11 protein-coding genes are annotated in these 11,927 nt (G+C 59.4%); 7 read left to right on the forward strand and 4 right to left on the reverse strand.

Annotated features, from left to right (window positions below):
• The first annotated feature begins 17 nt into the window (after window positions 1-17).
• From LPW11_RS18245 to LPW11_RS18255, 3 genes are all read left to right on the forward strand, one after another.
• Window positions 18-485: a hypothetical protein gene (locus tag LPW11_RS18245; protein WP_230995301.1), complete on the forward strand. Its 468-nt coding sequence runs from the start codon at window positions 18-20 to the stop codon at window positions 483-485.
• Window positions 486-997: 512 nt separating this feature from the next.
• Window positions 998-1,972 (forward strand): GYF domain-containing protein, encoded by a 975-nt coding sequence (locus tag LPW11_RS18250; RefSeq protein WP_230995302.1) that lies wholly within the window; start codon window positions 998-1,000, stop codon window positions 1,970-1,972.
• Window positions 1,950-2,702, forward strand: coding sequence for a zinc ribbon domain-containing protein (locus tag LPW11_RS18255; RefSeq protein ID WP_230995303.1), 753 nt, complete (start codon window positions 1,950-1,952; stop codon window positions 2,700-2,702). The genes LPW11_RS18250 and LPW11_RS18255 overlap by 23 nt, the downstream gene beginning before the upstream one ends.
• An 88-nt stretch (window positions 2,703-2,790) precedes the next feature.
• On the opposite strand, the gene LPW11_RS18260 is transcribed toward LPW11_RS18255, so the two are convergent.
• Entirely contained in the window at window positions 2,791-3,546 is a 756-nt protein-coding gene (locus tag LPW11_RS18260) for a DUF72 domain-containing protein (RefSeq protein WP_230995304.1), read from the reverse strand.
• Window positions 3,547-3,892: 346 nt separating this feature from the next.
• Here LPW11_RS18260 and LPW11_RS18265 point away from each other — a divergent pair, with 346 nt between their 5' ends.
• On the forward strand, window positions 3,893-4,594 hold the full coding sequence (locus LPW11_RS18265) for a hypothetical protein (RefSeq protein WP_230995305.1): 702 nt from the start codon (window positions 3,893-3,895) through the stop codon (window positions 4,592-4,594).
• A gap of 69 nt (window positions 4,595-4,663) precedes the next feature.
• Here the strand turns inward: LPW11_RS18265 and LPW11_RS18270 are convergent, their stop codons facing one another.
• A complete protein-coding gene (locus LPW11_RS18270; protein WP_230995306.1) occupies window positions 4,664-7,624 on the reverse strand; it encodes a GAF domain-containing hybrid sensor histidine kinase/response regulator in 2,961 nt (986 codons plus the stop codon).
• 383 nt (window positions 7,625-8,007) lie between these two features.
• Between LPW11_RS18270 and LPW11_RS18275 the strand changes: the two genes are divergently transcribed.
• Both LPW11_RS18275 and LPW11_RS18280 read left to right on the forward strand, forming a co-directional pair.
• Window positions 8,008-8,169: a hypothetical protein gene (locus tag LPW11_RS18275; RefSeq protein ID WP_230995307.1), complete on the forward strand. Its 162-nt coding sequence runs from the start codon at window positions 8,008-8,010 to the stop codon at window positions 8,167-8,169.
• A 307-nt stretch (window positions 8,170-8,476) separates the two neighbouring features.
• On the forward strand, window positions 8,477-8,728 hold the full coding sequence (locus LPW11_RS18280; RefSeq protein WP_230995308.1) for a hypothetical protein: 252 nt from the start codon (window positions 8,477-8,479) through the stop codon (window positions 8,726-8,728).
• 199 nt (window positions 8,729-8,927) lie between these two features.
• Here LPW11_RS18280 and LPW11_RS18285 read toward each other — a convergent pair whose 3' ends face one another.
• A complete protein-coding gene (locus LPW11_RS18285) occupies window positions 8,928-9,638 on the reverse strand; it encodes a hypothetical protein (RefSeq protein WP_230995309.1) in 711 nt (236 codons plus the stop codon).
• 403 nt (window positions 9,639-10,041) lie between these two features.
• Window positions 10,042-11,061, reverse strand: coding sequence for a cytochrome c3 family protein (locus LPW11_RS18290; protein ID WP_230995310.1), 1,020 nt, complete (start codon window positions 11,059-11,061; stop codon window positions 10,042-10,044).
• A 272-nt stretch (window positions 11,062-11,333) separates the two neighbouring features.
• Between LPW11_RS18290 and LPW11_RS18295 the strand changes: the two genes are divergently transcribed.
• Entirely contained in the window at window positions 11,334-11,906 is a 573-nt protein-coding gene (locus LPW11_RS18295; RefSeq protein WP_230995311.1) for a DUF4124 domain-containing protein, read from the forward strand.
• Window positions 11,907-11,927 lie beyond the last annotated feature (21 nt).

Genomic DNA, 11,927 nt, shown 5'->3' on the forward strand with positions numbered 1-11,927 from the left:
GGAAGGAGACAACACCAGTGAAAAAGATCATCGTAGCAGTCGCAGCAATTCTCGCACTTTCGGCACCTTTCGCAGCGTTCGCGGCAATGGATCACGGCTCCATGAACATGGAGCATGGCCACGATATGGGTGACGTCGCCCATCAGGAAGTCGTTGACGGGGTAAAGGTAACCTTCAAGGTCATGAGCATGAAGGAGCACATGAAGGCGATGAAGATGGAGATGCCGAAGGGGATGAAGGAGACCCACCACATCGCCGCCGAGTTCAAGGATGCCAAGAGCGGCAAGCCGATCACCGAAGGTACCGCGACGGTGAAGGTTCAGGGTCCGGACGGCAGCACCCAGACGAAGGACCTCATGGCGATGCAGGGGCACTTCGGCGCCGATTTCGACCTCTCCAAAAAAGGGAAGTACGGCGTGATGAGCAAGTTCCAGCTCAAGGACGGCAAGACGCGCTCCAGCAAGTTCTGGTACACCGCAAAGTAGTTTCGTCTCGCCTCGGCGTGCGGGGGCGGCTCGATCGGCCCCTGCACGATGCTCGACCCGCGTCCCCTCCCACCCTGGGAGGGGACTGCCCACCTGCAATCCCAAGGGCAAATCCCCCCTGTCCCGCCCTATCCCCCTTCGCGAAGGTTCTTCCGGGAATTCCGGGGGAGCGTGGGTACATTGCCACGAAGCACTGCAGAAAGCGTAACGTTCCCCCCTTCGCAAAGGGGGGGACGCGAGGCCTCGTGCGGCGCTTGGTGAATAGCTCCAGGTTCCCGGCAATCGCCCAAAAAATTGACTCACGCTCATTCCACTTTCTGCCAAAGGTTTGACTTGCGTCCCTTAAACCCCCTGATTTTCCTGCCGAATCCCCATCCCTGCTAGTGGCACAGTAGTTGCTGCAAAGCCTTTGACCTCATCTCGATCGGTGTGTGACGCCACAAAGGGCGCGGCAGTAGACGATTTAGCCGTCGCCGGCGGGTGAGAGTGCAACTGGCAAGGAAGGTGCGCGCGTGGCTCTGGTAGAGTGCAACAACTGTGGTCATAAGATTTCCTCGAGGGCGAGAAGGTGCCCGAAATGCGCTGCTCCAGCGCAAGTCGCCCCTCCTATTGCGTCTACTCCCTCACCCCCTCCCTTTGCGGCGAAGGCGGCTTTCGCCGCTGCCGCTGCGTCCTCATTTCCCATAGATCGAGACTTTTCCTTCGGGCCTCCCGACGCGACGGCGGCGCAGGATGCCGAGGAAGCGCATGCGCCCACGCAGGGAGTCCTCGCCAGGGTCCTGAGCCGCTTCAAACGCAGAAAGCCATCGGAAGAGGAGGGGGAGGTCGAGGAAGTATCGGAGCTCCAGGCGGCGCCCGCTGAGCTGGAGGAGGCCGAGAACGAGGATCTCTACTATCTCACCGGCGACGGCCGGACCGGCCCGGTACCGATTTCTTTCATGTATCAGATGGTCTCCGACGGCGACCTCGACCTCAACACCATGGTGTCCAGGAAGGGGACTTCCGATTGGCTCACCTTCGCTCAATACCTCAAGGCGAAGGCAGACGAAGCCGCAAGTCCGAAAGCCGGCGCCGGAAAAGGGGCCGGGATGATCCCCTGGATCGTCATTTCCTCCCCCCTCTGGGGGAGCGCTGTCCCGGTCGTCGCGACACAGATCTGGGTGACACTGGGATACCGTCCCCTGGCATATCAGGCTCATCTTTGGTGGTCGGTCCTTCTCCTTGTCACCGCCGCCTGCTGTCTCGATTTCCGCGCCCGCAAAAAGGCGGGGGAGGCGGTCGGTGCCGCTGATCTTTGGCTTTCCCTGCTGGTCCCGGTTTATCTCTACCGTCGGCAAAAGTCCGCGCTGTCCCTCCTGGCAGCCTTCACCCTCCTGACCCTCTGTTGCCTGGCAGCGCTGGGGGGCTTCGTACTGGTGAACGGCTACAACGCCCCGATTCTCACCGTCATTGAAAGGATGGATCATGTCCAGCGCCACCTGCATTGAGTGCAAATCCGATATCCCCGACGGCCTCGATCTTTGTCCCGAATGCGGCTTCCACTTTGCGGACACGCCCCCGATAAAGTGTCCGGAATGCTCCAATGTCGTCGTCTTTACCGGCGGCGTCTGCCCCGAGTGCGGCTTTCCCTACGACGCGCTGGAAGAGTTGCTGCTGGAGGATGAAGTCGATTCGGCAGACGCCTCTGTGACATCGCAGGCGGGACAGCTTCCGGCGATGCTGAAGCATGCCGCAGCTGCCTCGGCCCCCCAATTCACGCTGACCGCTCCCGTTGTGGAAGGGGAAGGGGAGGGGAGTTCCCCGGCCACGCTGTCCGGCGAGCAGGTAACTACACTGGAGCAGCTTGTGGGCAGGATCGCGAGCTGCCTCGAAGAGATAAAGAACAGCAAGGGAAGCTCGCTCAATGACCTCTTAGGCGACGTGCAGACGTTTCTGGAGCACATCGAGCAGCTCAAGCAGGATAATCAGCAGACCTTGCAGGGAATGCAGGAGATCGCCGCCACTTTCAGCAGCGAAATGAAAGGGGTGGTCGATGGACTAAACAGCGCGAAGGCTTCTGCGATCACCGAGGTGACGGCAGCGAAGCAGGGTAGCTCGGATGCCGCTGAGAGAGTCAGCGGCACGGTGGACTACATTTTCTACATCTCCCTCGGAATCGTTCTATTCACGGCGCTGAACATGGTCGTCACCATGTACGTCATCAAACTCCTGAAGTAGGTCTCAATTTCCTCCTCAATAGATGGCTCCCCCTCTCCACCGGGCAGGGGGGGCTGTCCCGCATCGGGGAGCCCGCAGTAACGAACGCTTACCGCTGCGCCTCTTTCTCTCTCCCCCTTTCCTGCAGGATCCCCGACAGTTCAACCGCATTTCTCGGTGCGTGCCCCCCCAGATCGTTGTTGTAGTAGATGTACACGTCCCGCCCCTCGGCGAGATACTGCTCGATCCGCGTTGCGTCTTGCGCGATAGTTTCCGAGGTGTAGTTGCCGTTGTAGGTGCCGCGGTAGCCGTGCCTGCGGATGTACACGAAATCTGTCGTCGGCGGAGGAGCGTCGAGGAAGGGGGGCCAGTCCGCCATGCAGAAGGTGACGCCATGCTTTTGCAGCAGCTCGGTCACTTCCGGGATGAACCAGCTCTCGTGTCTGAACTCGATGGTGTGGCGCACCCGGTAGTTGTCCAACTGGGCGAGGAAGGGGGCGAGGCGCTCCAGGTCCACCTTGAAGCTCGGTGGGAGCTGCCAGAGTACAACGCTCATCTTTTCCTTCAGCTCGAAGGCCGGGAGGAAGAACCTTTCCAGGTTCACCTCCGGATCCAGAAGCTTCTTGATGTGGGTGATAAAGCGGCTCCCCTTCACCGCGAAGACAAAGTGGCCCGGGCTTTCATCGTGCCAGCGCCTGAAGGTTTCGGCGTTGGGGGTGCGGTAGAAGGTGACATTGAGCTCGACGGTGGAAAACAACGTCTGGTAGTGAGAAAACCATTTCTTCGTGGGCAGATCATCCGGGTAAAAGTTTCCCCGCCAGTGGCGGTAGCTGTAACCGCTGCAACCGATATAGACCTCGGCCATTGACATACCTCCCAGCATGGGTCCTGTGGAAATTATACACCCCCTCCTTAGGCGAGCTTTTCACGGCCTTCCCCCTCCACCTTTTGTTCCAGAAAGGCATCTCCCATTTCCTGCTGCTCCGAGTGGGTGGCGGCCAGTTGTGCATCTATGTCTCTTGCTGTTGTTCAACTGTCGCTCATCGTGGCCGCCACCTGAAGTGTAAGTGGTTGATGCTTCGGGATTTACTCTTGGCACGCATACAGCTTAGTAACGTCTAATGCCATTTGTTTGCACCCAGAAGCGGGTCTTGAAAAAAGGGAATAGCTCAGAGGGCGGGTTCGGTTTACCCATTTAAGAGGAGGTCACCATGAAAAGGACGAGTTGCAAGTTGCGCATCATCGCCGGGTCCTTCGCGGCACTTCTTTCGGTAATCACTCCAGCTTTTGCGTTTGCCGACTGCCAGGCCGATCTCAACAGGGCGAGGAGCGCATCTGAGAAAGATGCCGAGACCATGACCATCAGCGAGGCGAACCGGGCGGCCAGCGCCTGGGACAAGGTCACCGCCAGCTGCCCCACCGAAATCTCCTTCCTTGCCACGGGGATGGTCGGCCTGTACCGGTGTCTGTCCGGGTGCCTCTACGCTGAGGAAGTTTCGGGAGGAAAGGAATATACCGACAGCGACCTCACGCGCGCCGCCAGCGCGTGGGAGAGCGCCGCGGCCATGTGCACGGGGGACATTTCGAGGGAGGCGGCGGAGAATGCCGGGATCTACAGGTGCGCAGCCGAATGGAACCGCGCTGCAGACTTTGAGGAGGCAGACAATACCGAGGCGGCTGCCATGGCGTGGGCGAAGGTGGCCGCTACCTGCACAGGCGCCGATGCCAGGGAGGCGCGTTGCAACGCGGACTACAACTACGCCATGGCTCTTCTGGAGAAGATGGAAGACGGGACGGCAAAAGATGACAGCGGCAAATTAGCGGAGGCGTGGGAAAAGGCGACGGTGAGCTGCACAGGTAAAAAACCGGAGGGCGCCGGCATCGTGAAGGGACTGAAGCAGACCCCTATCTGACCTTTCCTCCTGCCTTACGCGATGTCCCGGCTGAAGCGCCCCCTGGCGCGGCCTGTCGGGGCATCGCTCCTACCGTTGCGCCACAAGCTCCCTGATCATCGTCACCGTCTTCTTGAAATCGATCGGCTTCGTCAGATAGGCGTCCATCCCTGCCGCACGGCATCGCCCCTCGTCTTCCTGCGATGCATGGGCGGTCATCGCCACGATGATGGTCCGGGCCCCTTCCTCCGTATCCTCCTTCTCACGTATCGCCTTCGTCGCCTCGAACCCGTCCATGCGCGGCATCTGGATGTCCATGAGAATGAGGTGGTGCTTTTTCTCCTCCCACATCTCTACGGCGTGCTCGCCGTCTTCCGCTATGTCGAGCTCGAATTGCAGGCGTCCCAGCATGGTGGCGAGAAGGTGCCTGATCACTGCGTCGTCCTCGACCACGAGGAGGCGAGGGGAGACCGCGCCCCCCTGTTGTGCCGGCTCGCTCTGGACAGGGAGGTGCGCACGATCCGGTGCCGCGTCATCGGCGGGAGGGGTTTCCTCGAGAGGAACGGTGAAGGAGAAGGTGCTGCCGACCCCGGCCCTGCTCTCAAAGGAAACAGTTCCCCCCATCCGCTCCACCAGCTCCTTGCAGATGGTGAGACCGAGGCCGGTCCCCCCGTACAACCGGGTGTTGGAGTCGTCGACCTGGCTGAAGGAGCTGAAAAGAAGATGTTTCTTGTCGTCCGGTATGCCGATCCCCGTGTCGGTGACGGAGAAGGTGAAGATCCTTGTGCCGTCGCCGGAGCGCTCCCCCGACTCTACCCGCAGATCGACACTTCCGCGTTCGGTGAACTTCACCGCATTGCCGAGCAGGTTCGTCAGGACCTGCCTGAGCCGCACCTGGTCCCCCACCACGATTTCCGGGAGCCCCGCCTGCAACGACGTCGTGAGCTGCAATCCCTTGCGGCGAGCCTTCGCCACCAGGATCTCCGTGGCGCTGTGCAGGCATTTCTCCAGGGGGAATGGCTTCCTCTCCAGGGAGATCTTCCCTGCCTCCACCTTGGTAAGGTCCAGGATGTCGTTGAGGATTCTCAGCAGCGACCGGGCGCAGCGGTCGGCCGTCTCCAGGTGTTCGCGCTGTTCCTCTTCGAGGGTGCCGCCGAGCGCGAGCTCGATCATCCCGAGGACACCGGTCATCGGGGTGCGCAGCTCGTGGCTCATGTTTGCCAGGAAGCGGCTCTTGGCCCTGTTCGCCGCCTCTGCGGCATCCTTCGCCTGGCGCAGCTTCTTCTCGTTTATCTTTCGCTCCATGGCAAGGGAGACCTGGTCGGCCACCGCCTTCATGAGGGACAGGTCGTCTTCCGTGAAGGCGCTCTTGCTGCGGGTGCCGAAAGACAGGGTGCCGATTACCTTTCCTTCCGACACGAGCGGGTGGCAGGCGTAGGCCTGCACACCGTACGACTTGACCAGCGCAGTTCTGGGGTCCGATGTCGTGGAGATCTCTTCCGCAACGATGCGGCACCCTTCCTGTGCCACGCAACCGCACACGGCAACACCGAGGTCCAGCCACTCGATGGCGCGCGCCTCACTTTCGGGGATTCCGGCATGGGCATTGAGGCGCAGGCGCATCGTCTCCTCGTCGAGGAGGAAGTTGAAAAAGACGTGGCAATCGAGGAACTTCATCACCCTGAGGCAAAGCTTCTCCACCACCTTCTGGGGGTCCTTGCTCTCCAGGAGCTCGCTTGCGGTCTCGGCCAGAATGTTCATCCTCACTGAGCTGCGCTGCAGCGCCTCTTCAGCCGCCTTCCGCTCCGTGATGTCCCGGGTTATCACGACCGCGAGGATCTGTTCTCCGTTTTTATCCCGCACCGGCTCCGCGCTGAAGCTGAAGTACCACTCACGCCCGGTGTCGCGTCGCCTGCAGTGCAACTCCACATCCACCACCGACTCACCCTTTAGCACCCGCGATAGTGGCCACTCCTCCTGCGGGACGACCTCCCGCTCCAGCGTGCGCAGCTCGAAAATCTGGCCGGCGCGGTCCTCCAGAACGCGCCTCATTTCCTCTCTGCTGGCGAATTCGTTGATGCGTGCCTGCGCGGCGTTGACGAAGATGAAGCTTCCCTCCATGTCGCAGATAACGATTCCGTCAGCGACGGAATCAAAGACTGCCTCGAACTGCGACCGGTTCTGCTCCACCTGGGCCATGGCGTCCCGCAACGCAACCTCGGAGCGCTTCCTCCCGGTGACGTCGAGCACGATCCCCACGTAGCGCCGCAGCGCCCCTTCCTCATTGCAAAGCGGCCGCCCCAGGCACTGCAACCAGCGCGTCTCTCCGTTTGGACGGAGGATGCGGTACTCGAGATCAAACTCGATACCCTGCCGCGCAGCTTCCCGTGCGTGGAGCACCGCCTCGGCGCGGTCGGCGGGGTGCACCACCGCTATCCACGACTCGAAACAGGCGGGGCAACTTCCCGATTCGAGTCCGTACAACTCCCAGAGCTGAGGCGACCACATGCTGTTGTCGCTCACGATGTCCCATTCCCACGTCGCTGCCCGAGCCGCCTGCAATGCGATCTGGAAGTGCTCTACAGCCGCAGTCGTAGGGGGCGGTGGTGAATCGGGCTCAAAGGCGAGCATCACCAGCTTCTCCGCCGCGTAAGGCTGCAGAAGAGGGGTGGCGACGAGATTGACGATGGCCTCGGCTCCGTTGCCGTGCATCTTAATGCCGCGCAGCGACACGTCTCTCCCTTCAGCGAACGCACTCGCAAGAAGTGCGTGCAGGGGAGAGCGCAACTTCTCGTCGACAAGTTTCAGGAGGTCACGCGGCAGATCGCCTGATGGGAGGTGGAGGAAAGTGGAGGCATGACCGGAGAGGTGGACAGCTTCGAACCTGTCGTTAACTACAATGTACGGCGGGACGTAACGTTCCCTGATCTGCTGCTCCGCCGCCAAGACCGCAGCGTCCGCGTCGACCGGTGTATGAACGGTGAGGGTGGGGCTGGAAGGATTAGGGGCCGTTCTATAGCCATGGGAAGGCCTCTGCGTAAACCCATCCATTGCAGAACTCGCAGCTTTTCTGACTTCCGTGGATTCTGCCATCCGGAAACTGTTCCTCGTCTGGTGAGATGACTTCTGCCGCCTGCCGTCACACATATGAAGTCATAGCTGACGGGGTGCAGGTAAGACCCGGGGAATAATAGCAACTTTGGAGAAGGACGTACACTACAAGCTAATGACTCTACCAAACTTTTATCAGTTTTTTTTACACACGGTAAATTAATGTTGCCCGTACAGTTCTGCACTGTCAGGAGGGAGGATGGTGCTGCTTCTGTGCATCTTTTGTTGATGCCAAAAAACAAAGCCCGTGCAGTCTGCCTGCGCGGGCTTTTCCTGATGCGGTTTGTATGTTCGTTCGTATGGGCTACCTTTGAGAGCCCTTTTTGCCCGATGAGGATTTGCGTGCCGTCTGGCTGCTCTTACTGCTGGAGCTGGTTCTGCCTTTCTGCTGTGAAGGATTTTTTGCAGTGATCTGCTTTTTGGAGTTCGCCTTCGTCGTGCTGGTGGACTTGCGGCTGCTTCCCGACTCCTTCGTTCTCATCTAAGGCACCTTCTTTCTAACGATATTTAACTCCTTCAGTTTCACCATAATAGCACAAAGCCGAATCCCGATGTCACGCTATAAAAGGAGGAATAACCCCCCGGCGCCCCCTCTCATGAGGACCGGCACCAGCTACCTCAAATGAGGCGGCAGCTGGAGCATACAGGGTGCTCTTCAGTGCGTCGCGCTGCTTCACTCAATTTGCATGCCTGTAATTTCAAGGTGTTATCTCGGTGAAGGCGATTGGCATGCCGCGTGCTAAATGAAGAGCAAAAGGTTTGCGCCTTTATCAATTTTTTAGGAGTCTCAAAATGAAAAAAGTAGTTTCCTCCATCGTTGCTGCTCTCGTTGCTGTTGCTTTTGCTGGCGTTGTTTTCGCTGCTGACACCACCGCTCCGGCTGCTCCGGCTGCTCCGGCTGCTGAAGTGAAGAAAGAAGAAAAAGCTCCGGCTAAAAAAGCCAAGAAAGCAAAGAAAGCGAAGAAAGCAAAGAAAGCTGCCAAGAAAGAAGAAGCAGCTCCGGCAGCACCGGCAGCTCCGGCTGCAGCTCCCGCAGCGAAGTAATTTCTCTCGCTAGAGCACAAAAGGCCGCATCCTCGGATGCGGCCTTTTTTATGCCTCGCCGGTGCCGATTTCACATGTAGGCCGGAATAAGCGGAGCGTTTCCGGCAGATCCCGTGGCGCGTACGACCGGAAGACCGTGCTTCATTCTCGATAAAAGAAAAAAGCCTGTGGCGAATGTGCCACAGGCTTTTTTCGGCGGTTACTGCGTCGGTGACCGTCTCTTCCATAGTAATCCGGCGACGGTCCCCCCTGCCACGCAGAGTCCCAGGATAAGGATCTTCGTGGGGTCGCGACCGGGTGTCGGAGGCGTGGCGGGGGTAAAGGTAACGGTGTAGTCCCCCGTGGAGTTGCCGTGCGCCGGGACCTGAACGACCCCGCTCCCGTTGCTGGACAGCGCATTTTCGTTGTAGGTGATGTAATCGTGGAAGCTGAGGAGGTACCTCCCCGGCTCGAGAGTGTTTCCGACGACTTCCTCCCGTGTTGCGGAATCAGTGATTGCAAAGGTGTTCCCGTACCAGGTCACCGTCCCTCCCGGGACGAATGATCCGGTCACCGAGAAAGTGGTCTTTTCGTTCACCAGAAGGAGAAGGTCGAGGATGGAGTCGCTGAAACCTCCCCGTTCGTAGCTGTGGCGGGTCTGGAAGTGGATCTGGTATCTGTCTCCGTCGTCAATGGTGAGAGACGTCTGCGACTGTTGCGGGCCGTTTCTGATCGAGGCCACATCAAAGTATTCGTCTTCGAAATCGGGGATCCACCGTCTGCTCTCCTCGTAGCCGCCGGTCGACTGTATCCCCGCACCAGCCTTGAAGTAGCTCCCGCTCAGCAGCTGTACCGGCGTTCCCAGAACGGTTCCCCCGGCGCCTACAAGAGCCACGGCACATAGCATCACTGTTAGATCCGATGTCTTCATTTTTCCTCCTCTGCAGGGAAGCCCCTGTTTTTCTCGCTTACCCCCCTGTGCAGACGGCAGGACGCTTTTCGGTCGAACCGCAAATCATTCATGTGCTGCATGAGGATTCTTCAATACGGGTGCCACATGCGGATGGGGGAGAGAGGGAGGAACCGCGCGGGAATCATGGAGGAACTGGTCGATGGGACGTTGGTCGCTGGCTGGGGTGGTGTTCAGAACTTGAACGATGAGGGGGCGCCTGTACCTGCTATGCACATTGATGGCGGAAAAGGGGGGATCGTCGAGGGAGGGGGGATCTCCGGCACGTTTCAGCGGAGTCCGGAAAAGGAGAAGGGGCGCGTCCTGGGAACGCGCCCCTTCTTTTTACTGCTCAGTATCTAACGTCAGAGCGCCTCGCTCGAGGTTACTTCGTGTGGCACTTGTCGCAGTCGCCGGTCGACCCGAAGGCGTCCTTCTGGTTGTGGCAGGCGCCGCACGATTTCCCCTGGTCCATCTGGAACATGGTGTAGTGCTTTACCCCCGCCTTGTACGGGAAGATCTTGGTGTGGCAGTCCTGGCACTTGTACATGCCGAGGTGATACTCGTGGCTGAACTTCACCGGGCCGCCGGGGTTTTTGAAGGTGATGTTCCCCGGCTTGTAACCCTTGTGGCACTTGTTGCAGTCGCCGGCCGCGCTGAAGGTGGTCTTGCCGTCATGGCAGGCGCCGCACGATTTCCCCTTCTCCATCTGCGCCATGGTGGCGTGTTTCACCCCTGCCTGGTACGGGAAGAGCTTCGTGTGGCACTCCTTGCAGCTGTAGGCGGCGGTGTGAACCTTGTGGCTGAAGAGGGCAGGGGCGATCCCCTTGGACTTGAAGGTGATCTCCCGCGTCTTCATCCCCTTGTGGCAGTTGCCGCAGTTTCCGGCAGCGGTGAACGCCTTCTTGTCGTTGTGGCAGGCGCCGCAGCTTTTCCCTTTTTCCATCTCGGCCATGGTGACGTGCTGTCCGGTAATGATCGTCTTGCCGTTGTGGCACGCCTTGCACTTCCCGCCGAGCTTTGCGAGGTGAGAGGAGTGGCTGAAGGTCGCGTCGGGCGCGCCCTTCATGCTGTACTCTATGTCGCGCGCCTTCCCTTTGTGACAGTTGACACAGTCTTTGTCAGTCGCAACGCTGAAGGCCTTCACACCGGTGTGACACGCACCACAGGACTTGGTCTTTTCCATCTCCTGCATGGTGTAGTGCCGACGATCTTTCAGATCGTAGATGGTGTTGTGGCAGATCCGGCAATTGTTGTTATATTGCTTCAGGTGAATGTCGTGACTGAATGTGACAGGATCAGCATTCTTGAAAGAATACTTGATGTCCTTGGTCTCTTTCGCAAGGAGCATCTGCGGGGCGGCACAGAGAAGTAGTACAGTGAGGATGGCGACACGAAACTGCATGAAGATACTCCTTGAAAACAGGGATTAATAAAGAGGTGTCGGCGGGGCAACAGCCGGGTAGTATACACACCCGCTCAGGGGGCGTCAAATTAAAAAATTGTCTTTTAATACCGCAGATTACTGCTGCAACTCTCCTCTTTTTCCTGCACTTTGGCGGGGCTCACAGTACTATCTATAGTAGGTACTGGAAGAGCCGCATCTCTCCCGACCGGTCACCTTTTGAGGACGGTGGCGGGAGAGGAAACGAGGAGTCGCAGGTCGTGGGGGAAGTCATGAGAAGAGTAGCCCTTATCACAGTTCTGTTGCTGCAGATGCCTCTCATCTGCCAGGGCGCCCCGGTATACGAGTGGAAAGACAGCCGGGGCGTCCTTCATTTTACCGACAACATAAAGAACGTCCCAAACAGCTATCGCGACAAGGTCCGGGTGCGCGATTTCGGACCGCCGGAGCCGTCGCCGCAAGGTGCGCCTGGCGGGGCGGTCGGTGGGGGTACCGGCGGTGCGCCTGGCGGCTCCACCGCACCCGCACAGACCCTTCCCTCTGTCGTTGGAAAACCTTCCGGCGACACCTATGGCGGCCGCACCGGGCTCTGGTGGCGCAGCCGCTTCGAGACCGCGCGCACCCAGATCGCCACCTTGCAAAACGGCCTCTCGGCAAAGCAGCAGCGGCTGACCGAGTCGCGCCGGCGACACGTCATTTTCCAGCGTCCGAAGGACCGGGTCGCCTCGAACGAGCTCGCCGCGGAGATCGACAAGGACCAGGCGAGGATAACGGAGCTTCAGGAGGAGTTGAAGATCCTCCAGCAGGAAGCTGACCGCGCCGGCGTGCCCGCGGAATGGCGCTAGGCGGGGCTCTGCATTGTCATT

It is taken from the genome of Geomonas sp. RF6, assembly GCF_021044625.1.
Classification (GTDB): domain Bacteria; phylum Desulfobacterota; class Desulfuromonadia; order Geobacterales; family Geobacteraceae; genus RF6.